Below are 26,824 nucleotides of genomic sequence, written 5' to 3'. Positions count from 1 at the left end.
TTTATAACGCATTCACTTCGTGTTGTGACCAGCATTATTTATCACCAACACCTGCCGATTAACACTTGAGGTTTAGATGGATAGTTTTCAGAAAGATATCGATGAAAGGGCTAACCTAGCCTTATCCAACAAGTTCGAACTGTTACTGTTTCGGTTAGGAACAAGCCAACACGACAGTAAATCAGAGCTTTACGGGATCAACGTTTTCAAGCTGCGTGAAATTGTGCCAATGCAAAAAATCAATCGCGCAGCGGGCATGGTTTCGCCACTATTGGGAGTGGTCAATATCCGCGACCAGATTATGCCCGTGATCGACCTTCCCGCAGCGCTCGGCTGCACGCCTGAAACGGGTCTCAATCTGCTTCTCATCACCGAATATGCGCGCAGCACGCAGGCTTTTGCCGTAGAAGCTGTCGATAACATTATTCGTCTCGATTGGAGTCAGGTTCATACTGCGGAAGCCGGCGTAAGCAGCCGCAATATCACCAGCATTGCCAGTATGGAAGATGAAAATGGCAACAAAGATCTGGCGCTGGTGCTCGATGTTGAGCAAATTCTTTACGACATCATTCCCTCAGGACGCGACGTCGATATCGCGGCGATTAAAGAGAAAAGCTATGCCCTGAAACCCGGTGCTATTGCCATTGTGGCTGAAGACTCAAAGGTCGCCCGCTCAATGCTAGAACAGGGCCTAAAAGGCATGGGGATCCCAACGCTGATGCATACCACCGGTTTGGAGGCTTGGGAAAAAATTCAGTCCATTGCCGCCGAAGCCAAAGCCGCAGGCCAGTCAATCACCGATCGAATTGGATTGGTATTAACCGATATAGAAATGCCTGAAATGGATGGGTTCACCCTCACGCGGAATATTAAAAATGAAGCAACGCTGAAACAGATCCCCGTGGTTATCCACTCATCGCTATCGGGGAGCGCAAACGAAGACCACGTACGTAAAGTCGGCGCCAATGGCTACGTGGCGAAATTCGATGTTGCTGAACTTTCGGAAGTGATTCACAAAGCGTTGGCAGACGTTGAGAAAAGCTAATCAGCTTGCCGCAGAACGCAATATGGGCAGCGCTGTTAGCGCCGCCCATAGGTAAACCTGAACTAGATTTTCAACGCTTTCTGGATAGCATCGGCTAAAGATTCAATATGTTTCTCTGCCGCTTGCAGTTGGTGGCTAACGCTGTTTCCATCATTGCTATCCGCCAAAGTGACTTTAATCAGCTCAAGCGCCGCGTTAACTGCGATAGTGCGCTGTTTCTGCTCATTCGAAACATGATCTGGGAAATAATTTTCTAACATAAACCATCCTTATTTATTTACGAGTAACTCACTAAATACGCATTACTTATTTTCTGCCGTTAGCTCTTTCGACAAAAAATAGTTCAAGAAGGTACGAATAACCGCAATAATCGCCAACTTCAGCAACTCATCAAGGCTAGGATTTATTGTCGTCGCCAGAATATCTGCAGCTAATTGAAACTCTAACGCTAAGGCCAACCAGCTGCCAAAACGCGTTCTCATAATATGAAAAATTGACTGGTTATTAAAATTAGGAATAACCGTCCACAACGTTCTCACGAGCCCAATAAATACACATAAAACAGAGATAAGTTCTAAGAATGTCTGCAAAGTTTCAGACAAATAAATGATAATCTCTTTTATATGTTCCATTATTTCTAACCCTAATCTACAACGGCGGCTAAAAATTCAAAGGGCTTAGCGGGTTCAAAAGCATGAGAAACCTCACCATTGAAATCAGCCATTTGATTCACTCCTAGCGATAATTTGCGCACCGGTGACTCAGCAGAAAGATCGGCTCGTTTTAAATCAACCCAGAATGTATTCATCCCAACTGATGATTCAAAATAGTAGAGCTTATTTTTTTGATCGGAAATTGTACGCCAGCGAGTTGATGAAATATTGGGCTCTGCCTGCGAAGTGATACCAAAGGGTACCGACACTGAGCGCATAACGCTCAATACGCTAGAAACGGCAAGACGCGCCTCGTGGAACTTAGGAATCGCATTAATGTAATATTTGGCACGAACAAAACGATCTGCCGCACGATTGGTACCAGGAAGCATAATATTACCGCCAATCCCTTCCCAATACTTATCAATGGCCAATTGCTGATCGTAGGTCGGCGAGTTGGTCAGTATTTGATATTCAGGGCTATGGTGGATAACCAGTTTCCCATCAATATATTCAAAGATAGCACTATCACCGCTGGCGTCAGACAGCGCTAAATGAATGGTCGCCAAACGTGGCTGGCCGGGAACATCACCCGTGACCACCACAAAAGGCTCCGACTGCAATTCTTTCACCGCCTCATCTACGGTAGCAAAATTATCCAGCGTATATTGAGCCCATGCAGCCAACGACAGACTCGGCTTATCTTTAGAAGGTTTAGGATACTGCGACTCTGCCAGCCATAGCATATTGGCAACGAGCCCTTTTTCGTTCATGCCGTCGGTCGTGGCAATATTGTAGGCCGCCGTCGTCACGCTGCCATACTTTGACACCCATTCCACAGAATTAGGGCCAGCATTGCCGCTACGCGCCATGCCACGCGGGAAAATCCACAGATCGGAATGCAGATCTTCTTTCCAATCCATTGTGCGGCCAGTCATGACCAGCTTATCTTCACCCTGATATACCGCACGGGTGCATGCTAAAGCGAGCTGGGGTGAAAATAACATCCCAACCGAACAAATGAGCAACGACGCTGCTGAAAGCAAAATATTTAAATGCATTGGCTATCACCTGGTTATTTTTTACCAGTGTAAGTAGTGCTGGATAATTAAGCAAAAAATGCCCTGCATAAAACGTTGTTTGTTTGGATAGTATTTATATTTCGGGGGCAGAGATTAGATAGCGGGAAATAACTTCCCGCCGGCAGACTAAATAAGCTATGAATGGCTAGATTAAATCTTGAAACGATCCCAACTTGAATCCCCGTGCTGCAATCGCTTTTTTAAGCGCTTCAGATGTCAGCACCTCCAGCTCGGCAAGGCGTGGATAGCAATATTTACTGGTAAGCAGCGTGTTATCAATAAACGCCGGATGACACATAATCTCCAAAGAGCTATCGCCGCGTTCTATTGCGCTATCTAGCGTGCTCAGAAACAGCGCTTCGGTAATAGACTCACCATAAAAACGGCTGTCAAAGCCCTGCGTACTTTGTGCACCGTGCACTTCCAGTTCGCCTTTGCGAACTTCATCGCGATCGATGCGCAAGCCAACGCCCTTTTCTTTCGCAAAAGCAGCCACTATAGGGAAAATCTGCGGGAACATATGCACATGATGATGGCTATCGATATGGGTCGGCAGCCTGCCAAAAACGTCAATAAAGCGCTCAAATTGGCACTTTAGCTCTTGTTCAATTTCATCCAGCGGCAGGGTTCCCTGATCCGCCATTTCCCAGATCCATTTACCCAACTCTCCGTTGCGCGCCAAATTTGGCATCGGCGACAGCGGGCGCCCCAGCGTCAAGGCAAAGTGCATTCCAACCGCCAGCCCAGGATTTTCAGCGCTCAGAATTGCTGCATGCTCGACGCCTGCTGAGTTAACCAACGCCGTGGTAGACGTCACTACCCCGTTTTTGAACGCCTCGATAATGCCGTAGTTTTGGGCTTTGCAAAGGCCAAAATCATCGGCGTTCACTATCAATAATCTTTCCATAATCCCCTCAGCCAAACGCCTTCCCTTTACAGGGAAGGCGGTGGGTTATTTCAGTGCAGCAATGGCTTGCGCAAAATTAGGCAGTAACGCTTCATGTGCCAACAGCATTTCACGTGCCAGAACCTCCGCATCCTTATCCGAATGAATCAACGGACTCAGGTTCATCGCTAACAGCACGTCATTCAGTTCGCCGCTTATTGCGGCAGCACTGGCTGCGATTTCAAAGCCTTTGATGGTATGAATCAACCCCAACACTTTGTCATCAAAGTGCGTCAAACGCGGATGCGGCGTGGCGCCATCGCGTCCAATGGTACAGGTCATTTCAACGGTCCAATCTGCCGGAATGTTATCAATATGACCATTGTGCGGGAAGTTAACGTATTGCTCAGTCTGCTTGTCGTTGTAAATCGCGCTGATCACTTCACACGCTGCATCGGAATAATAAGCCCCGCCGCGCAGCTCCAGCTCTTTTGGTTTTACGTCCAGTTCTGGATTTTTATACAGATCAAAAAGCTGTTTCTCTACTTTCTGCACCACGCTTGCACGCGCGCCGCCTTTGTAGAATTCGCCCATTTCGATCGCCAGCATTTCTTTCTGCTTGAAGTAGTACAGCAGATAAGAACATGGCAGCAGCTTAAGGGAACGGATCAGGCCTTCGCTAAACGGCAAATCAAAGATGTTTTTCACTGAACCAGCGGTTAACGTGCCAGAGGCTACGCCGTCAAGCAGCTCGGCAAAACGGGATTCTCCGTTAACGATGACGTCTTTGATAAAGACCATATGGTTCAAGCCAAAGAGGTCGATCGACAAATCATCCTGTGGTGTTAATTTCAGCACATCCTGAATGAACATTTTCATGCCAACGGGGATGTTACACACGCCAATGAATTTTTTGAATTTGGTATGACGGAATACGGCCTCTGTGACCATGCCCGCTGGGTTAGTAAAATTAATCACCCAAGCGTTCGGGCAGATCTCTTCCACATCTTTGATGATGTCAAAAATAACCGGGATCGTGCGCAGCCCTTTAAATAGACCGCCTGCACCGTTGGTTTCTTGGCCGAGATAGCCGTGGCTCAGCGGAATACGCTCATCCAATTCGCGCGCTTTAAGCTGGCCGACGCGCAATTGCGTGGTAACGAAATCGGCATCAACCAATGCTTCACGGCGATCCAGCGTTTTATGCATCACAATCGGCACGCCTGCGCGTTCGACCATACGCTGGCAGAGGTCAAAAATAATATCCTGTTTCTCTTTTCCGGCTTCAACGTCAACCAGCCATAATTCGGTAATCGGCAATTCATTGTAACGTTTAATAAAACCTTCAAGTAATTCTGGGGTATAACTACTTCCGCCACCGATAGTAACGACTTTCAGCTTTTTACTCATAGGAACTCCCGTACAATGTCATTGCACTTCATATAAAATTAAGTGAGATATACCCGTCATACTTCCAATCACAGGTGCGCGTTTAAAAACCAACGTTTTTTCTGTCATTATTGTTATTAGGGTATATGTGAATGATTGAAGGCTGTCTTATAAGGATCAGTCCACATTAATTCACACATAGGTTAATTAATACTGCACAATTTTTTTCTATAATTTTTCGGTGTAAACGACGTTAGTTTTTTAAAGTTTTTAATAAACATACTCGGGCTGCTATAGCCGGATTCAAATGCAATATCCGCGACCGAGTAATTGGTTATCTCCAGCTGTTTCTTGGCAAAATCAATGCGTATTTCATTAATGATCTGCATTGGCGTTTTTCCGTAGTGCCGCTGGGTTGCTCGGGTCAGATACTCCTGCGATTTTCCAGATAGCTCCACCATATTTGCCAAGGCCTTATCACCAAACATCGCCTTGTCATGCATTTTTTCTACCGCATTCTTAAGCCAATCAGGCACGTCGGCGATAACTTCAGTTTCTCTGTGATGACGTAAACGGTTTACGATATAAAACGTCACCACTTCAAGAAACTCATTAAATTCGCCGTTCCTAAAGTTGAGAGAAGAGATAACAGACTCTATATACGTTAGGAACTCGGTTTTTATCTGGTAAACCTGTGATGCCACAAATCGATTAGGCAATAAAAATAAATAGTTCTGCTCGAAAAACGCTTTGCTAATCCCGACGTTTAATATTCTCGTAGCACCGAACTCATAAAAACTTTGATGGTTCGATCCTAATGGGATAAAGACAAAGTCACCACGTTCCAACAGCACCTTTTTTCCATTGATATTTTGGTAATATCGACCTGTCAGCACCACCGTAAACTCGTAGTAATCGTGCTCATGCAGCCCTGAAATGCTTTCTACTTTGTTGTAGATAAACATGTGAAAATTCTGACCGTCGAAGAGCTGATTTTCACGTGCAGTCTTAATTTCCATGCTCAGTACCGATGGCTGCATAATAATTCTCTACGTTATTTTATTTTCTCATGAACCTCAATCAGTTCTGCAATCAGTTCACGAGCCAGCATCGATGTCATCAGGTGATCTTGCGCATGAACCAGAATCAGGCTGACTTTGGTTTTACCCTCACCCTGATCGCCTTCAATCAGCTTGGTTTGCACCAGATGCGCTTCATTCAGCGACAAACGAGACTGGTTCATCAACTCTTTAGCCTGTTCGAAATCACCTTCTTTGGCCTTTTTCAGTGCGCCATAGGCCAAGCTGCGAGCCTGTCCAGAATTGATAATGAGCCCCATCACCACTTCTTCCAGATCCTGTAATTCCTCTTCGGTATCAACAATGCTTTCTAAATCAAACATTTTAACTCTCCATAACGGGGCCGCTAACTGCGGGGAGGATGTTCTCCCCGCCAACGGTAAGATTAGAATTTCAATGCGTTCGCAATATCTTCTTCGCTTTCTTCTTCTTCAATTATCGCCTGCGCCTTGTTAGACAGGATAACGAAAGGCATGTAGACCAGCGTTGAGACACCCAAGTTGAACAAAGCGACCAACAGCGCAGCGATGCTGCCGTTACTGTTAAAGAATGCACCCAGTCCGGTAGGCATGGTCCACGGTGCAAGGTTAGTCACCGGAGGAATAATGCCCATGCTGTACGCCGCCAGCGTGATGGCTGCCAGAATCGGCTGAATCAGCACGAACGGAATAAACATCACTGGGTTCATGATAATCGGCAAACCAAACAAGATCGGTTCGTTAATCTGGAAGATGCCTGACGGCAACGCCAGCTTAGCCACTTGGCGGTGGTCTGCACGGCGTGAGCCGATGAAGATGGCGATAATCAGACCCAACGTCGCCCCAGAACCCCCTAACAGAATGTAGGAGTCGAGCATTGGTTTAGCCCAGAAGTGGAAGGTTTTACCCGCTGCAATCGCCGCTTCGACAGAGCCGTATTGCTTGTACAGGTCGATGTTTTCCAGTGCCCAAGGCGTCATGATGCCGTTGTCTAACGCGGTCAGCGCCAGAGATCCATGTACACCAAAGAACCACAGCAGGGAGTTGAAAATAACGTAAGCCCAGCCTACTACGCTGCCCATCGACGCCAGAGGCTTGGAGATGGAGTCCATAATAATCTGGTGGAAGTTGTTGCCGTATAATCCCAGCAGCCAAGAAATAATCCCGAAGATAGACAGGATAATAAAGCCAGGAATTAATGCAGAGAATGAGCGAGAAACAGAAGAAGGCACACTATCTGGCAAGGTGATAACCCAATTTCTGCGAATAATAAACGCAAACATTTCGGCAACTACCAGTCCGATAATCATACCGGAAATAATATTCGAGCCACCCAACCAGTTCGCGCCTACTGCATAGGCCTCACCCACGCTGTAAGGGGTTACGGTCATAAACGCCGCAACGGATAATAAACCGGCTGAAAGCGAATCAACTTTACGCTCTTCGGCTAACGCCATCCCAATAAAGAAGGGCGCCATCAGCGACATAATCCCTAGGGTACCGTTATAAACGTTGCCGCCAATAACTTTTAATCCGTTGAGTGTTTCAATCGTTGAAGCATCTAAACGAATACCGAGGGAATAAAAGAATGAACCGTCACCAAAGCTTAGGAATACGTTATTAATTAAAACGAACATGGCCCCCGCAAGGGTCAGCGGCATTAACTTGATAAAGCCATTTTTAATGGCGTTAATGTGGGGTTGTTTACCTATTTTGACGGCAAAAGGAAGAAGTATCTTTTCAAGTGAATCAATGGTTTTACTCATTGGTATTTTCCTTTAATGCCGCCATTCGGCGGCCAGAATATGAAATTCGCTCTTTGACTGGATTTCTCTTTGACTTAAAAATTCTTAATAAGAATTAAAATAATAAATGACTAAAATAAAAAATTACTGACTTGCTGCTGCTTTCTTGATTGCTGCAACCGCAGCTTTCAATACACCTAATCCATCGATTTTGCCGTACAGAACAGAATCAATCACTTCAACGGGTTTGCCCGGTAATAACTTTTGGATCTCTGGCTGCATGTACGCAATTTGTGGGCCAAGCAGAACCAGATCTGCCACGCCGCCCTTCTCACCAGCCAGTGTTTCAGGGAATGCTTCAATAATGACCGGTACTTCATATTTCTCTGCTTGTACCTTCATTTTAGAAACCAGCAGAGAGGTGGACATTCCGGCGGAACAAAATAAATAGATGACTTTCTTTTCCATTATGAAACCCTCATATCCTATATAGATTGCGGACCTGACAACGTCTGCGTTCTAACCGGTGAGAACTCATCTACTGCCAATCAACAAAAATGACGAGTTGTCCCTGTTTGAATCGAGTATACGACATCACTTTAGAGTGGGGTAATTCAGAACTAACAAAAATCGTCTCTCCTTGACCACTTCCTATGACCCTTTTCACATTCTGGGCAAATAATTCGCGGAAATAAATAAGATTGGGGTGATGCACGGTAGGCATAATCCTACGGAGTCACTCCCGTCCACCTTACCTCATTGACCTATTTCAAGCGCTATCCGAGCCATCATGCCCTGAAGGAAAGCCAAAACCTGCGGCAAGAACAGAAGGTAAGAACATCGTTATTGTTGGCAGAGAAAAAAGATGGCTGGAACAAAGCAGTGAAAAACGCTAAACAAAATAGGGTTTGTAAAGTTAGCGGCAAATAAGACATCACGTTCTAATGTGTTGAGTCGTACTGCGCATGTTACCGCTTCAGCGTGAAATACAACTTCTCATGTCTCACTGACAAAAAAGCCGCTGATGTCAGCGGCTTTAATTTTTATAACAATGGCTGGCACGTAAAAACGATCAGGCCTCAGCCATTTCGTCGCTTCCTACGCTCACCTCCACCACCTCAACCTGATTGGCTTTCAGCAGGTTATGTAGCGCAATGCCTGGTGTTTCATCCGTAAACAGCGCTGTCATTTGCGCCACGTTCCCTATCTCAACCGCCGCAGAAGCATGATATTTGGTATGATCGGCGGCCAGAAGCAGGTGCCGAGAATGTGCCATCATCGCTTGTGCCACGCTAGCTTCGTTCACATCAAACTCCAGCAAAGTACCATCACTTTCAATGGCACCTACGCTGGTCACCAGATAATCTGCACGAAAGCCTGCAACAAACGCATTGGCAGCCGGGCCGATAATTCCACCGTTGTGCGCCCGCAGCGTGCCGCCCGGTACCATCACCTCAAAGCGCGGATTCTTATAAAGAATGTGCGCCACCCGCAGGCTGTTAGTGATGATGCGCAGGTGATTATGGTTTAGCAGCGCCCGGGCAACCTGCTCAACGGTGGTACCAATGGTGATAAAAATGGTTGAGCCGTCGGGTATATAGTCAGCAATCGCCTCTGCGATCGCCTTTTTCTCTTCCGTCCATGAGACTTCGCGCTGTTCAAATGCGGTATTCACCACGCTGGAAGCACGTCCGGCACCACCATGGTGACGCGTGATCAATCCTTGATCGCTTAACTTACGAATATCGCGACGCACCGTTTGCGTGGATACATCCAGCAATTGCGCCAGCTCATCAATGTTCATGTACCCGCGATCGGCAATCAGCGTCAGCAACTGGTCGTGGCGCGGGTTACCGGTCAGTTCGGTAAGACTCATGGATTGTCCTCTGAAAACCATCTCATCCTGCATTCTATACATAAAGTGACAAAAAAGAGCGGGTTTGATCACAGTCAGGGATACCTGCGCGACCGCCTGGGCGCGTACATTTCAGCGCCGCAACGGCACTGGCAAAGCGAATACCCTCTGCGCCCGCCACGCCTTGAGCCAGACTGAAAGCGAACGCGCCGTGGAACACATCTCCTGCACCAGTGGTATCCACCACGTCCACAGAAAAGCCCGACTGGTGCGCAATTTCTTGATTCTCAAGCCAGAAACAGCCTTCGGCTCCATTAGTCACATACACATGTCCATTTGTGATCGTTTTTGAGTGTTTTAAGCCGATCATCAAATCCTGTTCGCCGCTCATTCGACGTAAACCTGGAGCGGAAAAAACCGCATGGTCGCTAAGACGAACCAAATCAGAGATATCCTGCGGGGTGATGTCGCCATCCAGCACCGTCATAACCCCCGCCGCTTTTGCTAGGGTAAAGGCTTTTTTCGTTCCGTCATGCCAGCGTACATCTGCCAAAACGACATCCCACTGACTGAAGTCGATATCGTCCAGCCAACTGGCGTCCATCAACAAATCAGGGCTTGGGTAATTCACAATGATACGTTCTCCCTGAGCATCCACTACGATGGCAGATTGTGATGATCGGGCGTTCTGGAAACGCTTTGTGTAACGGGTATTTACGCCAAAAGACTCCAGCTCCTGTAACAAGCTGGTTCCCGTATCATCGTCGCCCACGCGGCCGACAAAATCCACCTGCGCACCCAACTTTGCCGCAGCAACAGCGGCTGTGGCTGCTGGGCCGCCGCCCACTTCCCGATAGTTGTTCGCCACATACTTTCCCCCTTCCGTAGGCAAATTCCCAACGTAATAGATCCTATCCATCACGGCAATTCCGACACAAGCAATGCGAATCATAGTTTTTCCTTCCTCGTTAAGTCCTACCGTGATTTTAATTTGACCAATTGTTTAAAAAGTGACGGCTGTCAATTTTTTGACCATTAATTACAAATACGATCAAAAACAGACAACACAAACGCGCAATTTTTGACAAAACATGACACCACCAGCAGGAGAACAGTATGTCGGTCATCGCATTTATCGGACTGGGGCAGATGGGCACGCCGATGGCGAGCAATTTGCTCAGCAAGGGGCATTCGCTTCAGGTTTATGACGTCGATCCCTTGACCGTCAAAAAACTAGAAGCCAAAGGAGCGCGGCCCAGCGCATCGCCAGCACAGGCGGCGCAGGGAGCCGAATTTGTCATCACCATGCTGCCAAACGGCGATCTGGTGCGCTCGGTGCTGTTCGGTGAAAACGGCGTTTGCGAAGGCTTATCGCCACAGGCGCTGGTCATCGATATGTCGACCATTCACCCGCTGCAAACCGACAAGCTGATTGCGGAGATGGCTGAGCGCGGTTTCAGCCTGATGGACGTGCCGGTAGGCCGCACGTCCGATAACGCCATTTCCGGCACGCTGCTTTTACTGGCCGGCGGCACCGAACAGCAGGTCAAACGCGCCACGCCGGTGCTGATGGCGATGGGCAGCGAGCTTATCAACGCCGGCGGGCCGGGGATGGGCATCCGCGTGAAACTTATCAACAACTACATGAGCATTGCCCTGAATGCGCTTTCCGCCGAAGCCGCCACGCTCTGCGAGGCTTTGGGTCTTGATCTTAACGTCGCGCTCAGCGTGATGAGCGGCACCGCCGCCGGAAAAGGCCATTTCACCACCACTTGGCCCAACAAAGTGCTCAAAGGCGACCTCTCCCCAGCCTTCATGATCGACTTGGCCCACAAAGATTTGGGTATCGCCCTCGACGTTGCCAATCAACTGCACGTCCCGATGCCGCTCGGCGCGGCCTCCCGCGAGGTTTACAACCAGGCCAGAGCCGCCGGACGCGGGCGCGAAGACTGGTCCGCCATTCTGGAGCAGGTCCGCGCCAGCGCGGGGCTTCACCACTGATTTTTACGTATCAACAAGGAATTAACCATGACGCAGTACACCCTGAAAGAGATTGCCCGTCCTTCTGGCGGTTTTGCGATGCTGGCCGTGGATCAGCGCGAAGCCATGCGGATGATGTTCGCGGCGGCAGGCGCAAAAGGGCCAGTCACCGATCAACATCTCACGGATTTCAAAGTGAACGCAGCCAAAACGCTGTCGCCGTTTGCCTCGGCGGTGCTGGTCGATCAGCAATTTTGCTATCACCAGATTGTTGAGCAGCAGGCAGTCGCCAAAAACTGCGCAATGATCGTCGCCGCCGACGCTTTCATCCCCGGCAACGGCATCCCCGTCGACAGCGTGATCATCGACAAAAACGTTGACGCGCAAAAAGCCCGGCTCGACGGCGCGAAAGCCCTGAAGCTGCTGGTGCTATGGCGCAGCGACGAAGATCCACAGCAGCGCCTGCACATGGTGCGTGAGTTTAATCAGCTGTGCCACAGCCACGGCCTGCTGAGCATTATCGAGCCGGTGGTTCGCCCGCCGCGCCGTGGCGACAAATTCGACCGCGAACAGGCGATTGTCGATGCGGCTAAAGAACTCGGGAACTGCGGCGCCGATCTCTACAAGGGGGAAATGCCCCTGTTCGGCAAAGGTGCGCAGAGCGAGCTGCTGCTGGCCGCGCAGAAGCTGAATGAACAAATCAGCATGCCGTGGGTGATCCTCTCTTCCGGCGTCGATGAAAAACTGTTCCCGCGCGCCGTGCGTGTCGCCATGCAGGCCGGAGCTTCCGGTTTCTTGGCCGGACGGGCGGTGTGGTCCTCCGTGGTGGGCCTGCCGGATACCGAACTGATGCTGAGCGACGTTTCAGCGCCGAAATTGCAACGTTTAGGCGAGATCGTCGACGAAATGATGGCCCGCCGCTAATAAAAGGATATTTCGATGAAATGGTTTAATACCCTGAGTCATAACCGTTGGCTCGAGCAGGAAACGGACAGAATTTTTGAATTCGGCAAGAATGCCGCCGTACCGACCGGCTTCGGCTGGCTCGGTAATAAAGGTCAGATTAAAACCGATCAGGGCACCCATCTGTGGATCACCGCCCGCATGCTGCACACCTATTCCGTTGCCGCCGGAATGGGCCGTCCGGGCGCTTATGCGCTGGTCGATCACGGCATCAACGCGCTCAACGGTGCGCTGCGCGATAAAAAATATGGCGGCTGGTACGCCTGCGTGAACGACGAAGGCGTTATCGATGCGTCCAAGCAAGGCTATCAGCACTTCTTCGTGCTGCTCGGGGCGGCGAGCGCTGTCACCACCGGCCACCCTGCCGCGCGCCAGCTTCTCGATGAAACCATTGAAATTATTGAGAAGTACTTCTGGAGTGAAGAAGAGCAGATGTGCTTGGAATCCTGGGACGAAGCCTTCAGCAAAACCGAAGACTATCGCGGCGGCAACGCCAATATGCACGCGGTGGAAGCCTTCCTGATTGTGTATGACGTGACCCACGACCGTAAATGGCTCGACCGCGCGCTGCGCGTGGCCTCGGTGATCATTCACGACGTCGCCCGCAAAGGCGAGTACCGGGTTAACGAGCATTTCGACACCCACTGGAACCCTATCCGCGATTACAACAAAGAGAATCCGGCCCACCGCTTCCGCGCCTATGGCGGCACGCCAGGGCATTGGATCGAGTGGGGCCGCCTGATGCTGCACCTGCGCGCCGCACTGGAAGCCCGCTTTGAAACACCGCCGGAATGGCTGCTGGAAGATGCGAAAGGGCTGTTCCACGCCACCATTCGCGACGCTTGGGCACCGGATGGCGCAGACGGCATCGTGTACACCGTCGGCTGGGACGGCAAGCCGATTGTGCGCGAGCGCGTGCGCTGGCCGATTGTCGAAGCGATGGGTACCGCCTATGCGCTGTGGACCGTCACTGGCGATCAGCAATACGAAACTTGGTATCAGACTTGGTGGGAGTACTGCATCAAGTACCTGATGGATTACGAGAACGGTTCATGGTGGCAGGAGCTCGACACCAACAACGAAGTCACCACCAAAGTCTGGGACGGTAAGCAGGATATTTATCATCTGCTGCACTGTCTGGTGATCCCCCGTCTGCCGCTGGCTCCCGGGCTGGCACCCGCTGTCGCTGCCGGCTTGCTGGACAGCCTAGCAAAATAAAGCGAGGGAAAAAGCATGCATCAAAGTGGGATGACTATCGCGCTGGCTGCCGGTGAGTATCAGGCGAAAATTGTCACGGTGGGCGCGGGGATCGCTGCGTTAACCCATCGTGGTCGCCACGTGGTGATACCTCACCCACCGGAAGAGATGCCGTTGGCGCATTTGGGGAAGGTGCTAATCCCTTGGCCAAATCGCATCACCAGTGGACGTTATCAATTCGACGGCGAAACGTTTACCCCCGCGATCAACGATCGCGCTGGGAATAGCGCCATCCACGGATTGCTGGCGTGGCACAACTGGCAGGTTGTTGAACGCTCCACAACCCACGTAACGCTGTCGGCCTTTTTACCGCCAACCTATGGTTACCCTTTTATGCTTGCTTGCGAAGTGACGTATCAGCTTGACGAGGATACGGGTCTGAGCGCCCGCATTCTCAGCAAAAACATCGGGGACGTCACTGCGCCTTACGGCGCAGGCGTTCACCCCTATCTCACCTGCAATCTGCAATGCGTTGATGGCTGCGAACTGCAGTTACCCACCGGCAACCTATTTGATATTCAGACCTTAACGTTTTTTGCCAACACCAAACTCGATTTTCAGACGCAGCGGCGAATCGGCACCACGCAGATCGATCACAGCTTTGAGGCACGGCGGGATGACGCACCGTGGGAAGTCAGGCTGGTTCATCCGCCCACCGAGATGTCCGTCCGGCTGCGCTCCAACCAACCGTGGCTTCAGGTCTATTCGGGCGAAAAACTCGCCAGAAAAGGGCTGGCCGTCGAACCGATGAGCTGCCCGCCGGATGCGTTTAATTCAGGTCTCGATCTGGTGCAACTCGCACCGGACGACACCCACTCGCTGAGCTTTAACATCGGCGTAAATAACTAAAACAACAATCATCCTTTACCCTACAACGGAGGTCACAATGACTTCGCAATACCCTGAAGTGAAACTGGTAACGCTCGACGATGGCTTCTCGCTGTCGTTTGAGGGGCGTCTTATTTTGCGTCATACCCGTCAGGCACCCTGCCTGTGGGTTGGCAGCGGAACGGCGGATATCGAGATGTTCCGCGGTAATTTCAGCATTCAGGACAAGCTGAACGAAAAAATTGCCCTGACGGACGTCGCAGTGATGAAACAAGGCGCGGGCTGGGCGGTTCATTTTTCCCGTGGCGAAATCAACGCCACCCTAGCGGTCGGCCTCGACGACAGCCGCCGTCTGACGCTGAAGCTGCATAACGATAACGCCAGCCATAACCGCATCTGGCTGCGTCTGGCGGCAAACCCAGACGATCACGTTTACGGCTGCGGCGAACAGTTCTCCTATTTCGATCTGCGCGGTAAACCTTTCCCGCTGTGGACCAGCGAGCAGGGCGTGGGGCGCAACAAGAAAACCCACGTGACCTGGCTTGCCGACTGCAAAGAGAACACGGGCGGCGACTATTACTGGACCTTCTTCCCGCAGCCGACGTTTGTCAGCACGCAAAAGTACTACTGCCACGTCGATAACAGCGGCTACATGAATTTCGATTTCAGCGATCCGGGTTTTCACGAACTGGCATTCTGGGAGGATAACGCCACGATTCGTTTCGAATGTGCGGCAACCTACGTCGAAATTCTGGAAAAACTCACCGCCTTGCTGGGCCGTCAGCCGGAACTACCGGACTGGGTTTACGACGGCGTGACGCTCGGCATTCAGGGCGGCACGGATATCTGCCAGCAAAAGCTCGATACGATGCGTGACGGGGGCGTGAAGGTTAACGGCATCTGGGCGCAGGACTGGTCCGGCATTCGCATGACCTCCTTTGGCAAGCGCGTGATGTGGAACTGGAAATGGAGCCGGGAGCTTTATCCGCAGCTGGATCAGCGGATCGGCCAATGGAAACAAGAAGGCGTGCAGTATCTCACCTACATCAACCCCTATGTCGCCAGCGATCGTGATTTGTGCGAAGAGGCGGCGCAACGCGGCTATCTGACCAAAGACGCGGCGGGCAACGACTATCACGTGGAGTTCGGCGAGTTTTACGCCGGCGTTATCGATCTCACCAACCCGGAAGCCTACGGCTGGTACAAAGACGTCATTAAAAAGAACCTGATCGAACTGGGCTGCGGCGGCTGGATGGCCGATTTCGGCGAATATCTGCCGACCGATACCTTCCTGCATAACGGCGTGAGCGCGGAAATCATGCATAACGCTTGGCCTGCGCTGTGGGCGAAGTGCAACTACGACGCGCTGGAAGAAACCGGCAAGCTCGGCGACGTTCTGTTCTTTATGCGCGCGGGCTACACCGGCAGCCAGAAACATTCGCTGATGATGTGGGCGGGCGATCAGAACGTCGACTGGAGCCTCGATGATGGTCTGGCCTCGGTGATCCCGGCGGCGCTTTCCCTCGCCATGAGCGGGCACGGCCTGCATCACAGCGACATTGGCGGCTACACCACGCTGTTCGACATGAAACGCAGTAAAGAACTGCTGCTGCGCTGGTGTGATTTCAGCGCCTTCACCCCGATGATGCGCACCCACGAAGGCAATCGCCCCGGCGATAACTGGCAGTTCGACAGCGACGCGGAAACCATCGCCCATTTTGCCCGCATGACCACGGTGTTCACCACCCTGAAGCCTTATCTCAAACAGGCCGTGGCACAAAACGCGAAAAGCGGTTTGCCGGTGATGCGCCCGCTGTTCCTGCATTACGAAGACGATGCCCGCAGCTATGACCTGAAATACCAGTATCTGCTGGGCCGCGATTTACTGGTAGCCCCGGTTCATGAACAGGGGCGCAGCGACTGGACCCTGTATCTGCCGGAGGATAAGTGGATCCACGCGTGGACGGGCAAAGCGTATCACGGCGGTGAAGTGACGGTTGCCGCGCCGCTCGGCCAGCCGCCGGTCTTTTATCGTGCAGACAGCGAATGGCAGCCGCTTTTCAGCCAGCTTTGCGCCCTGCCACACGGAGAATAACCATGGATTTCTTCACTCTGTTTACGCCTGACGGTATTCAGCTGGATGCGGGCGTTGTGGCTATCGTGATTGCCATCATGTTCATGTACACCTTTGTCGGGATCTGCGCCGGGTTTGGCGGTGCGCTGACCACCATGCCGCTAGTGACGCTGTTGCTGCCGCTAAAAATGGCCGCACCGATGTCGGTGATTGTCGGCACGGCGACGGCGCTGTATGCCACGTGGCTGTCGCGCAAGGAAACCAACTGGAAATCAGCGCTGGTGCTGATCCTGTTCTCCTTTGCCGGTATTCCGGTGGGCCTTTATGCGCTCTCTTATCTGCCCGATCACATCATGAAAATTGGCCTCGGCGCGTTCCTGATCCTCTACTCCTTTTACAGCCTGTTTATTCCCCGCCTGCCGGTTTATGACAAAAACTGGATTGCGATGCCGATTGGCGCGATTGCCGGGGCGTTAGGCTCGGCGTTTTCCACCAACGGGCCGCCGGTGGTGATTTACGGCATGCTGCGAAATCTGGCCCCTGCCGCTTTTCGCGGCACGCTCAATGCCTTCTTCACCGCCAACAATATCGCCATTATCGGCGGTCTGGCCACCAGCGGCATTCTGACCGTGTCCACTCTTAAACTGGTGTTGTTCTGCGTACCGACGATGATCCTCGGCTCGCTGGTTGGGCAGTACGTACATAAACGTATCCCGGTGAACATCTTCAGGGTAATGGTCTTTTTGCTGCTGATTGCCTCTGGCGCAATGCTTATCAAAGGTGCGACGGGGATTTCCGCATTGAGCGCGCTGTTGCCTGCCTTTGGTTTGCTGCTGGTGCTGCATCTGCTGTTTGGCAAAAAGGTCGCGGCTATTCGCGCGGCAAATCAGGCTTAATGGGGAACAGATAATGACTGAGAACCACAGCGATCCGGCCAAATTACGCCTGCCGTTAAAAGAGAAAATTGCCTATGGGATGGGGGATTTAGGCTCCAATATCCTGCTGGATATCGGCACGCTTTATCTGCTGAAATTCTACACCGACGTGCTGGGGCTGCCCGGCACCTACGGCGGGATCATCTTCCTGGTGGCGAAATTCTTTACCGCGTTTACCGATATGGGCACCGGGATCATGCTCGATTCGCGCCGCAACATTGGGCCGAAAGGCAAATTCCGCCCGTTTGTGCTGTATGCCGCGTTCCCGGTCACGCTGCTGGCGATCGCCAATTTTGTCGGCACGCCGTTTGAGATCGGCGGAAAAACCGTGGTGGCGACGCTGCTGTTCATGCTGTACGGGCTGGTATTCAGCATGATGAACTGCTCTTACGGTGCGATGGTGCCTGCGATCACCAAAAACCCGCATGAGCGTGCGTCGTTGGCGGCGTGGCGTCAGGGCGGGGCAACGCTAGGCCTGCTGCTGTGTACCGTGGGCTTTGTGCCGGTGATGAACCTGATGGAGGGCAATCCGCAGCGCGGCTATATCTTCGCGGCCACGCTGTTCTCATTGTGCGGTTTGCTGTGCATGTGGGGCTGTTATTCCGGCGTCAAAGAGCGCTACGTCGAAGCGCAACCGGCGAATAGCGCGCAAAAACCAGGGCTGCTCGCCTCTTTTCGCGCTATCGCCGGAAACCGCCCGCTGTTTATTCTCTGCATCGCCAACCTGTGTACGCTGGGGGCGTTCAACGTCAAACTTGCCATTCAGGTTTATTACACCCAGTACGTGCTCAACGACCCGATCCTCCTTTCGTGGATGGGGTTCTTCAGCATGGGCTGTATTTTCATCGGCGTATTCCTGATGCCCAGCGCGGTTCGTCGCTTCGGCAAGAAAAAGGTCTACATCGGCGGGTTGTTGATTTGGGTGGCTGGCGATGTGCTGAACTACACGCTGGGCGGCAGTTCGGTGAGCTTTGTCGCGTTTTCCTGCTTGGCATTTTTCGGTTCGGCGTTCGTCAACAGCCTGAACTGGGCGCTGGTGTCCGACACCGTGGAATATGGCGAATGGCGCACCGGCGTGCGTTCGGAAGGCACGGTTTACACCGGTTTCACCTTCTTTCGCAAAGTCTCTCAGGCGCTGGCGGGCTTTTTCCCCGGCCTGATGTTAACGCAAATCGGCTATGTGCCTAACGTGGTTCAATCTGCCCGAACCGTCGAAGGATTGCGGGAGCTGATCTTCATCTGGCCCTGCGCGCTGGCGGTGGTCACCATTGTGGCCATGGGCTGCTTCTATAACTCAACGAAAAAATGTACGTGCGCATCGTTGAGGAGATAGAAACCCGCAAACGGCTGGCCTGACATAACAACGAGATAAAGCCCATGAGCACTCACGATCCGCTAACCCTGCCGCTGAGCCTGCGCGAGAAATGCGCCTACGGCATCGGCGATTTAGGCTCTAACCTGATGCTGAGCATCGGCACGTTGTATCTGCTGAAGTTCTATACCGACCAGCTGGGGATGCCCGCGTTTTACGGCGGCATTATCTTTCTGGTGGCGAAGTTCTTTACGGCGTTCACCGATATGCTGACCGGCGTACTGCTGGATTCACGGCGCAATATTGATGCGAAAGGGAAATTCAGGCCGTTTATTCTGTATGCCGCCTTGCCCGTGGCAATCGTCGCCTCGGCGCAGTTTATGGCGAACGACTTCAGTCTGACGGTCAAAACAGCCCTCGCCACGGTGCTGTTTATGCTGTTTGGCCTGTTCTACAGCCTGATGAACTGCTCCTACGGCGCGATGGTGCCGGCGATCACCAAAAATCCGCAGGAGCGGGCGCATCTGGCGGCTTGGCGTCAGGGCGGCGCGACGCTTGGGCTGCTGCTGTGTACGGTCGGGTTTATGCCGGTTCAGGCGATGTTCGTGGGAAAACCGTCGCTCGGCTATTTAGTGGCGGCGCTGTTATTCGCCACCGGCGGATTATTTTGCATGTGGTGGTGCTACAGCGGCGTCAAGGAACGCTATGTGGAGATCACGCCCGGCTATCACAAACCCAGCATGATGAAATCGTTCTGCGCTATCTTCCGCAATCCGCCGCTGCTGGTGCTGTGCATCGCCAACCTTTGCTCGCTGGCGGCGTTTAACATCAAGCTCGCCATTCAGGTTTATTACACCCAGTACGTGCTCAATGATGTTCATCTTCTCGCATGGATGGGCTTTTTCAGTATGGGCTGTATTTTGATTGGCGTGTTTCTGGTACCTACTGCGGTAAAACGCTTCGGCAAGAAACAGGTTTATCTCGGCGGGCTAATCTTATGGGCCGTTGGCGATATGCTGAATTTTACCTTTGGCAGTACTTCGGTGCTGTTTGTGCTGTTTTCCTGCATGGCCTTTTTTGGCACCGCATTTGTCAACAGCCTGAACTGGGCGCTGGTACCGGACACCGTGGATTACGGCGAGTGGAAAACGGGGATCCGCGCAGAAGGCTCGGTGTATACCGGCTATACCTTCTCGCGCAAAATCTCGGCGGCGCTGGCGGGTTTCCTGCCCGGCATCATGCTGACGCAAATCGGCTATGTGCCAAACGCGATTCAGAGCGCAGGCACGCTTCTGGGCCTGCGCCAGCTGATATTCCTCTGGCCCTGCGGGCTGGCGATTATCGCGGCAATCACGATGGGACTCTTTTACAAGCTCAACGAAACGCGGTTTGCGCTGATCATTGAAGAGATTGGGAAACGGAAATCACAGCTAAACGCTCCTCTGCCCGTCGCTCAAAACAATGAACAACCGGCTGCCGCGAGGTGACAGGGTTATCTAGCGGGACATCGCTTAAACGGGCCGGACCTGTAGCAGATAACAGAAAAGCTTCTGAAGTCAGAGGCTTTTCGTTCAGATGAAAGATTGATCGCCCATGGCGAGAATAACAGGCAGGCTGTAGTGAAGCCTATTGCGGCTTACTTGGCGCATTTAGCCCTTATGACGTGTCATGAATAGTTTGTAATCAGGATGAGCCTTGAGATGTCCATGCTGAGGTTGCTGCGCATGACATGCAATGCAAAGTACTGCCAGATTTACATTTCTGTTATCGTTTTTCAGGCCATTACGATGGTGGACATGCAAGAATCGGGATTTATCCTGTCTGAAAGACTCTCCGCAACATTCGCATTGATATCCACGTTGTTGCCTGATCTCCTTTGACAACTTAGTCCAGTTTTGTGAATAGTCATTGAGTGGTGCGGTAGCTGATGTATGTAGGGGTTTAGCGCCGATCAGGTCACGTGGATATTCTCTAAAAAATTCCGGCAGCGAAAAACTGTCCACTCGATTCTGTCGCTCCGCACGTGACATCCCTTGGATACTAAAACCCTTCCAATGAATCCTATCCAGGCAATTTTGGCACACATTTAATCTTACATTTTGGGATGTTACCTCTCGATCGACTATATTGACTTTAAACTCACCAGACGTTGTTTGTGCAACAACATATCGGTCAAATCGAGAATTTTTCTTCATTTTCTCAAGAGTCTGACAATAAGCCAGATGATATCTGGGCATCCTTGTTTCACCAGAAATTGAAGTTATATCCCTTATATGGAGCAGGCCACGATAGCCACGGTAGAGTAATGTCCCATCTTCATGGACGCTAATTTCATCGAGATCAATTTCGACGCCACCAGTATTCAATTGATCGACAATAGATATTTCAGAATAGACAGGAACCAGCATAAAGTTATCTGTAAGCGGAGCGGCCATCTTGTGACGCAAAATATCCAGTGAGGGCCAGCTTAAAAAATTAGGTAACTTAAAGCTCATTTTTTGGATAATTTCCCTGCAATAAGATCCATCTTCTCGCTGGCGTTTGTGACGATACGAAACTCCACTCGCTGATTTGCCGCCTGCGACGATTTATGTGAAAGGGGATGAGAAGATGACAATCCATTAGCTGTCACATGCTGAACCAGCCATTTTTCGTCACCCTGTACTTTTGGTAATGACATCAGATATTCGAGCGTGCTGCGGGTTCTTGCCTGAGAGAGTTCCATGTTTCTGAAATAGGCCTCTTTTCCATCTTTAGCTCCACTCCAGAAGGTACTGGTATGCCCTTCTATACGTATTTCCTTAACGGCACTTCTGTATTTATCGGATGTCAGCAGAGCAATGTAACGGGGGAAAAACTCGCCAAGGACCTCTCTGAAACGCGGACGTAATTCTGAAGATCCTGTTGCAAAAAGAACGGAGGGATCGTTAAAGCGGATAGTCATATCTCCCAGAATTTCTGCGTTCCATTGTTTCAGATCTTTCGCAAATTCTTTCTGCAAAGCCAGCTGCATGTCACGCTTCGTGACTTCATACTCTTTTACAACAAGTGTCGTCGTCTGCTCCACGCGAAGCATAAATGCGGCAGTCAGCAGCATAAAGACCATCATCAAGCCCGTCATTAGATCCGCAAGTGGTATCCAGTAAGATTGGTTGCTCTGTTCTAAATTCATAGTCTTCTCACGTCGCGGAAGCAATACGCACTACTTCTCTCAGGCGTTCGGTCAGAGGGGTGTAATCAGCGACAAACTTCTCGGAAAGAGAAGCAAGCTGTCGGCCTAGGGTTTCGAGGCTTTTCGTCAGTTCCTCCTGCAGGCCGGTATCCAGAGCAACAACACTCTGATGGATCTTATCCACTGACTGGGTTAGCCCTGCATTGACCTCCGACTGGGATTGACTGAGCGTCTCAGTCAAAAACTGTTTTATTTCTGAAGAGAAAGATTGCGCCTGAGTGCCGAAATCCATAACGATATTACTTACATCACCCTGCAGTTTTGTAACGCCCTGCGCCATTGATGCAGTCATTTCATCAATTTTGCGTGAGAACTGAGGCGTAACCTCTTTCATTTGCGATAACACTTCACTCATGGAGCGCTGAGACTGATCGATGTCCTGATGCTGCCGGGCTAAGTTTTGAAGTGTCTCTTCCAGAGCATTTGCGGTCTGAGCAAAACTGGATGCCTGCTCGATGAACGACGCAAGACCCAGAGAAGCTTCCCTGAGATCCTCAGCTGTAGATTTTTGTACCGTCTGCAATGTGTCAAGTTCATCTTTGTACTGCTGCTGCCAGATGACCAGTTTTTCCACGCTTGCGTTCAGATGCTTGAAATTTTCGCCAAACTGCTCATTAATCTGTGCATTAAAATCATTGATGACGTCTTTTAGTGCATCAATAAGCGCTTTGGAGCCATCTTCAGCCATTTTCTGAGAAAATGTATCAAAGGCACTGCGCAATGCTCGTAATTCATCCGCTTGTTCCTGACGCATTAATTTAAGCTGTGTCAGGAGGCTACTGTCCTCGCTCCCAGCGAGACTTTTCTGAAGCGCTTGAGTAGCAGCTACGACGTCATCCAGGCTTGCTGCCTTAGGGGTGCCGGGCGTCTGGGGAATGGGTTTCTTCTGGAAATAGTGTCTTGCTCTGATAACCAAAGAGCCGAAAACACCACTTAACGAAGCGAGAAAAGCAGTTTTCACCCCTTCGAGTAGATGTGGCACGCTTTCAGCTACATTAGTTGAATCAAAATGCAGTAGCGAAGTTGCAATACCAGCAAAACAACCGAGGATCCCCACGGTGGTGAGTATTTCGGGGCCATGAACAATGGCGAATCTGTCAAAGCGTATGAAGGCGAAAAATATTGCCAAAACCAAGTTAACTAATACGAAGCCATTTGTGATGGGGTCAGACGTAACTGTGCTGAATGTTATAGTCGCTGCGGCATATGAAACGCAGGGCATGAATAACAGCGAAAGCAGAATTCTTTTTTTCATGATAGTCAAAGGAAGTGAGATCTAAGTGTAAATGCCTGACTTCATGTCCAGGCCGTAAATTGCGGCTCATGATACTCCACAATTATTATAGGGTTTATTTTATCGTGTCATTTATTCGAATAGCGATCTAAATATATGCCGCAGAAAGCTTAAGAGCAGACCAATAAATAGATGACCAAATTTACTGTGACATTAATGCCCCCATTGAAGAGCCTATATGTCTAATCTTTGGGTTTGGCTATGTAAACTTACTTGTCGTGCTGTTAGTTTCATAAGGAACATAGTGTACTTGATTCTGAAAGACATGAGTTGAATTCGGCGGAACATAAATATCCACAATCACATGTATTATAATAATTTTATTGAGTTTTGTGGGGTTCAGGGGAGATATTTGGCGGAGATCACAGGAGTCGTACTAAGTAGAAAAACCCATTGAATTTACATACTTTTGTCTTAATTTATTTTTGCTAATGCCCCCTATTGTGCCCCCAAATGATTTCACTCAGAGGAAAATAATCAAAAATGTTCATGTTAATCAAACCTCAACACGCAATTATGAAGGTAACATCCCCGGATAATACTTAGCGATGATATCATTTAATTTATCAACCAGTTCTGGTCGCTTAAAAGTAATATGCGCAATGCCCTTCTGAAAATACTTGATTACAAACATCTCATCCTCATAACTTTTGCTGTGTCTGTTCTCATGAATGTGATCGACCAAGAGTCGGGTGACGTCGGCACGATTATCGGGAATAGGCTTTCCGTTGAGTAACATTAGCATATGCTCAAGATCTGCTAGGCGGTCGCGCTGCCAGCCCCAGTTAAGCCCAAATCCCCATCGGTCACATTTAACCAACCCTGTCACGATGATTTTCTTGCCAAAGTGACATGGACTATTTGTCTTATAATCCCATGACAATCCCTTAAACACGTTGATGACACCGCGTTCAAATACGTCATCTTTGCTCTGATGAAGTTGCTCAAAGGTGCTAAGAATATTCTCCTCGCTAATCGCCGGAATATCCTCTTTCTCCAGACTGTTGTACCACTGCTCACGCGCCTGAGCGTCCATAATCGACAGCATCCCTGAGCGCTTCATCAGATCTCGCCATATACTGCGATCGAGATTGCGGATGATAACTTTCATCGCCGTTTCTGTTTTCTCCATCAGCCAGCAGCCGCAGCGAAAATCTTGCTTCATTGCCCAGTCTAGGGCGGTTTTGCCGCCGATACTGCGGGTCAGTGTCGAGATATCATTAAGCTGGTGGATCAACGCTTCAATTTGTACCAGCGCGGCATTACGTCCAGTGACAATACGTTCAATGCTGGTGGAACAAATCACGTCGGTGTGATCGGATAAGCATTCCACGCTATCTGTTGAGTTTGTGGTCATATCAAGTTTCCTTTTATTTATGCATTGCTAATCAATACCGACGAGCGGCCCTTCCCTTGCAATCATGGCGAGAGAGAAAAGCAACCTGACAGGTATGGAACGATAGGGGATGATGGGGAGGGAGGGAGAAAGAACGGAAGACGATTGCCGGTAACGATGATTATTTGATGTCGTATCAAACGAGATTGGCGTTGGTAGTTTCTTCGCCGTTGGACGCCACGTTTAAGGTCGTGTCGGGCTATATGTCATCCGAACCGACGACAAACAGATAGCCGATGGGCTCTAGCTCTGAAAACGTTAGCGGCAGATGCTCACGGCACCATGTCGTAAACTGCGGCTTATCAAAATCCAGTGCACAATCTCGTATCATGCCTAAATCGACAATCAGATGTTGTGCCACGGGTGAGCTGGCGGTGACGGGGTAAAAGATGCCTTCCGTTCCCAAGGTCGTCAGCGTTTCGAATGCTGCGGCAGTAACAGTGACGGTGCAACTCAGTTGCACTCCGCCCAACGGATGCGGAGCGCGTAATAGGTTGACGATATTCATCGGTGACTGTCCCCCCGTAGCGGGATTTTAATGCCAGAAACTGGGGCATGCGCCACCTCTTCACGTTGTACCGAGCGAAATATCGCGTTGGCGATATCACAGCAGACTTCGCAGGTGACCGTGCCCTTATGGGCGTCGCTGATGGCGGTATCGGACGCTTCAGACATCCCACACAGCGTGGCGAAGCCGCTGAGCCAGCCTGCGGGTAAATGGTTCTCTCCGTTTTCTTTTTCTGTGCGAATAATGGCCATTATTTTTTACCTTACGTTCTTTTGCGTTATCAGGAAGACCCACATCACGGTTAGCGATGTGGGCGGGTTTGCAAACGGTTGAGCATTAACCATGAGTGCGATGGTCATTGACCATCCATGATTTGACGTTGGCGAATATCGCCTAAAGCCTGTTTTATACAAGGCAAAAGGGCGGCGGAGTCTGTGAGAGCATCATCGTTGTCGAAGATAATCGTTGAATCGGCGTCAATATTGTCTTCAAGCCAACGGATGACTATCTCAAGCCCTTGTTCAGTCGTTAATGCCCCGCGGTTTTCATGGTTTAGCGTCTTACACGCTGGTTCATTGATTAACAGCAACCTACAACCGTTGTTGTTGATAGCCTCGATAAGGGCAGACAGGTCGATACCATCAATATCTACGGCGATTCGGCCCATGTTGAGGGCCAGTATATTGACGGCATCGGCTTCTAGGGTCAGAGACAGTTTCATCGTATTACCCCGCGGTATTTGCCGTGGGTGATATCGGTAACGGCTTTGTAACCGTTGCGTGTCATCAAACCACAGGCTTTGCGGGCACGGAGAATATCGATGCTGCTGATAAGCGGCGATTGCTCCTGCGCACTGAAGCCCTGACGGTCGGTACGAACCAAATCGTACTTTTCGACAATCACGTTGACCGCATCACACAGTGAGATACTGGCGTCAATATGTTCCTGAATGATCCCCTCATTGCCAAAGGGTGTGTCGTTAATCGTTAGGCCGTAGTGCTTATGAAACAGGTATTCGAGTAACTGTTGCTAGATTTCAACAGGACTTTGGCGTGACGATGCCTTCCGTAACGGGATGGCGGATAAGGTTTGCATATGGAAATGTTCCTGAATTAAATGGGATTGAAAAGGTTGATGGTTCAGGGAATGGGATCAACGGATCAGTCTGTTGTCTGGTGTCGGATAAATCGCGATATAAAGGTAACCACAACTGCCTAAGCTATCTGCTTCGCAGGTCAGCCCTTTGGCATACAGCGTGACACAGTGCTGATGATGGGGATTGAGCTCACCAGAAACCAGCATGAGCTCCAGTTGTTTAAGTAGCACTGGGAAT

General features: G+C 50.5%; 27 protein-coding genes and 3 pseudogenes. 9 read left to right on the top strand and 21 right to left on the bottom strand.

From position 1 onward, the window contains the following. The first annotated feature begins 76 nt into the window (after positions 1-76). Positions 77-1,045 (top strand): chemotaxis protein, encoded by a 969-nt coding sequence (locus tag BN1044_RS00885; RefSeq protein WP_072307162.1) that lies wholly within the window; start codon positions 77-79, stop codon positions 1,043-1,045. A 62-nt stretch (positions 1,046-1,107) separates the two neighbouring features. Here BN1044_RS00885 and BN1044_RS00880 read toward each other — a convergent pair whose 3' ends face one another. The 11 genes from BN1044_RS00880 to BN1044_RS00830 all read right to left on the bottom strand — a co-directional run bounded on the left by BN1044_RS00880 (position 1,108) and on the right by BN1044_RS00830 (position 10,664). Continuing rightward, the gene (locus BN1044_RS00880; RefSeq protein ID WP_061553240.1) at positions 1,108-1,305 is read right to left on the bottom strand and encodes a hypothetical protein; all 198 of its coding nucleotides are present in this window, start codon (positions 1,303-1,305) and stop codon (positions 1,108-1,110) included. A gap of 42 nt (positions 1,306-1,347) precedes the next feature. After that, on the bottom strand, positions 1,348-1,677 hold the full coding sequence (locus BN1044_RS00875) for a DUF1622 domain-containing protein (RefSeq protein WP_072307161.1): 330 nt from the start codon (positions 1,675-1,677) through the stop codon (positions 1,348-1,350). A gap of 11 nt (positions 1,678-1,688) precedes the next feature. Beyond that, the gene (locus BN1044_RS00870) at positions 1,689-2,759 is read right to left on the bottom strand and encodes a linear amide C-N hydrolase (protein ID WP_081329505.1); all 1,071 of its coding nucleotides are present in this window, start codon (positions 2,757-2,759) and stop codon (positions 1,689-1,691) included. 166 nt (positions 2,760-2,925) lie between these two features. Then, positions 2,926-3,687 (bottom strand): chitin disaccharide deacetylase, encoded by a 762-nt coding sequence (gene chbG, locus BN1044_RS00865; protein ID WP_072307160.1) that lies wholly within the window; start codon positions 3,685-3,687, stop codon positions 2,926-2,928. A 45-nt stretch (positions 3,688-3,732) separates the two neighbouring features. Then, on the bottom strand, positions 3,733-5,076 hold the full coding sequence (locus tag BN1044_RS00860) for a 6-phospho-beta-glucosidase (protein WP_072307159.1): 1,344 nt from the start codon (positions 5,074-5,076) through the stop codon (positions 3,733-3,735). 182 nt (positions 5,077-5,258) lie between these two features. Further along, positions 5,259-6,095 (bottom strand): transcriptional regulator ChbR, encoded by an 837-nt coding sequence (gene chbR / locus BN1044_RS00855; protein ID WP_139130864.1) that lies wholly within the window; start codon positions 6,093-6,095, stop codon positions 5,259-5,261. A 14-nt stretch (positions 6,096-6,109) separates the two neighbouring features. Continuing rightward, positions 6,110-6,457, bottom strand: a complete 348-nt coding sequence (gene chbA, locus BN1044_RS00850; RefSeq protein ID WP_072307157.1) for a PTS N,N'-diacetylchitobiose transporter subunit IIA — start codon at positions 6,455-6,457, stop codon at positions 6,110-6,112. 62 nt (positions 6,458-6,519) lie between these two features. After that, positions 6,520-7,878, bottom strand: a complete 1,359-nt coding sequence (gene chbC, locus BN1044_RS00845; protein WP_025799595.1) for a PTS N,N'-diacetylchitobiose transporter subunit IIC — start codon at positions 7,876-7,878, stop codon at positions 6,520-6,522. A 123-nt stretch (positions 7,879-8,001) separates the two neighbouring features. After that, on the bottom strand, positions 8,002-8,325 hold the full coding sequence (locus tag BN1044_RS00840; protein ID WP_072307156.1) for a PTS sugar transporter subunit IIB: 324 nt from the start codon (positions 8,323-8,325) through the stop codon (positions 8,002-8,004). Between the two features lie 604 nt (positions 8,326-8,929). Beyond that, the gene (locus BN1044_RS00835) at positions 8,930-9,733 is read right to left on the bottom strand and encodes a DeoR/GlpR family DNA-binding transcription regulator (protein ID WP_072307155.1); all 804 of its coding nucleotides are present in this window, start codon (positions 9,731-9,733) and stop codon (positions 8,930-8,932) included. A gap of 34 nt (positions 9,734-9,767) precedes the next feature. Continuing rightward, positions 9,768-10,664, bottom strand: a complete 897-nt coding sequence (locus BN1044_RS00830; RefSeq protein WP_072307154.1) for a sugar kinase — start codon at positions 10,662-10,664, stop codon at positions 9,768-9,770. Positions 10,665-10,828: 164 nt separating this feature from the next. Between BN1044_RS00830 and yihU the strand changes: the two genes are divergently transcribed. The 8 genes and pseudogenes from yihU to BN1044_RS00790 all read left to right on the top strand — a co-directional run bounded on the left by yihU (position 10,829) and on the right by BN1044_RS00790 (position 20,548). Continuing rightward, positions 10,829-11,713, top strand: coding sequence for a sulfolactaldehyde 3-reductase (yihU, locus tag BN1044_RS00825; RefSeq protein ID WP_072307153.1), 885 nt, complete (start codon positions 10,829-10,831; stop codon positions 11,711-11,713). Between the two features lie 27 nt (positions 11,714-11,740). Further along, complete coding sequence (gene yihT / locus BN1044_RS00820) at positions 11,741-12,616, top strand: sulfofructosephosphate aldolase (protein WP_072307152.1); 876 nt, start codon at positions 11,741-11,743, stop codon at positions 12,614-12,616. Between the two features lie 15 nt (positions 12,617-12,631). Next, positions 12,632-13,873, top strand: coding sequence for a sulfoquinovose isomerase (gene yihS, locus BN1044_RS00815; protein ID WP_072307151.1), 1,242 nt, complete (start codon positions 12,632-12,634; stop codon positions 13,871-13,873). Positions 13,874-13,888: 15 nt separating this feature from the next. Next, a complete protein-coding gene (locus BN1044_RS00810; RefSeq protein WP_072307150.1) occupies positions 13,889-14,761 on the top strand; it encodes an aldose-1-epimerase in 873 nt (290 codons plus the stop codon). Positions 14,762-14,798: 37 nt separating this feature from the next. After that, positions 14,799-16,835, top strand: a complete 2,037-nt coding sequence (locus BN1044_RS00805) for an alpha-glucosidase (protein ID WP_072307149.1) — start codon at positions 14,799-14,801, stop codon at positions 16,833-16,835. A 2-nt stretch (positions 16,836-16,837) separates the two neighbouring features. Further along, positions 16,838-17,710 (top strand): sulfite exporter TauE/SafE family protein, encoded by an 873-nt coding sequence (locus tag BN1044_RS00800; protein ID WP_072307148.1) that lies wholly within the window; start codon positions 16,838-16,840, stop codon positions 17,708-17,710. A gap of 13 nt (positions 17,711-17,723) precedes the next feature. Then, positions 17,724-19,105, top strand: a pseudogene (locus BN1044_RS00795) (MFS transporter). A 21-nt stretch (positions 19,106-19,126) separates the two neighbouring features. Beyond that, positions 19,127-20,548: an MFS transporter gene (locus tag BN1044_RS00790; RefSeq protein WP_072307147.1), complete on the top strand. Its 1,422-nt coding sequence runs from the start codon at positions 19,127-19,129 to the stop codon at positions 20,546-20,548. A 162-nt stretch (positions 20,549-20,710) separates the two neighbouring features. Here BN1044_RS00790 and BN1044_RS00785 read toward each other — a convergent pair whose 3' ends face one another. The 10 genes and pseudogenes from BN1044_RS00785 to BN1044_RS00745 all read right to left on the bottom strand — a co-directional run. Next, the gene (locus tag BN1044_RS00785) at positions 20,711-21,556 is read right to left on the bottom strand and encodes an HNH endonuclease (protein WP_072307146.1); all 846 of its coding nucleotides are present in this window, start codon (positions 21,554-21,556) and stop codon (positions 20,711-20,713) included. Beyond that, the gene (locus tag BN1044_RS00780; protein WP_072307145.1) at positions 21,553-22,233 is read right to left on the bottom strand and encodes an OmpA/MotB family protein; all 681 of its coding nucleotides are present in this window, start codon (positions 22,231-22,233) and stop codon (positions 21,553-21,555) included. The genes BN1044_RS00785 and BN1044_RS00780 overlap by 4 nt, the downstream gene beginning before the upstream one ends. A gap of 7 nt (positions 22,234-22,240) precedes the next feature. Beyond that, positions 22,241-23,548 (bottom strand): coiled-coil domain-containing protein, encoded by a 1,308-nt coding sequence (locus BN1044_RS00775; RefSeq protein ID WP_072307144.1) that lies wholly within the window; start codon positions 23,546-23,548, stop codon positions 22,241-22,243. Between the two features lie 553 nt (positions 23,549-24,101). Continuing rightward, a complete protein-coding gene (locus BN1044_RS00770; RefSeq protein WP_072307143.1) occupies positions 24,102-24,944 on the bottom strand; it encodes a DUF4942 domain-containing protein in 843 nt (280 codons plus the stop codon). A gap of 238 nt (positions 24,945-25,182) precedes the next feature. Continuing rightward, positions 25,183-25,491 (bottom strand): hypothetical protein, encoded by a 309-nt coding sequence (locus BN1044_RS00765; RefSeq protein ID WP_072307142.1) that lies wholly within the window; start codon positions 25,489-25,491, stop codon positions 25,183-25,185. Next, entirely contained in the window at positions 25,488-25,742 is a 255-nt protein-coding gene (locus BN1044_RS00760) for a hypothetical protein (protein ID WP_072307141.1), read from the bottom strand. Before BN1044_RS00760 ends, BN1044_RS00765 begins: the two co-directional genes overlap by 4 nt. Positions 25,743-25,846: 104 nt before the next feature. Further along, complete coding sequence (locus BN1044_RS23695) at positions 25,847-26,077, bottom strand: hypothetical protein (RefSeq protein WP_211095717.1); 231 nt, start codon at positions 26,075-26,077, stop codon at positions 25,847-25,849. A 27-nt stretch (positions 26,078-26,104) separates the two neighbouring features. Further along, positions 26,105-26,158 (bottom strand): annotated as a pseudogene (locus tag BN1044_RS24285) (hypothetical protein); the annotation flags it as partial. 50 nt (positions 26,159-26,208) lie between these two features. After that, positions 26,209-26,586, bottom strand: a pseudogene (locus BN1044_RS00750) (TA system toxin CbtA family protein). Between the two features lie 57 nt (positions 26,587-26,643). Then, positions 26,644-26,824 (bottom strand): type IV toxin-antitoxin system YeeU family antitoxin (locus BN1044_RS00745; RefSeq protein ID WP_175421577.1); only part of this gene is annotated, 181 nt, incomplete at its 5' end.

It is taken from the genome of Hafnia alvei, from assembly GCF_900095695.1.
In the GTDB taxonomy this organism is placed as follows: Bacteria; Pseudomonadota; Gammaproteobacteria; order Enterobacterales; family Enterobacteriaceae; genus Hafnia; species Hafnia alvei_B.
The sequence above is the reverse complement of the archived record's forward strand: the minus strand, read 5'-3'. Positions and strand labels throughout refer to the sequence as shown.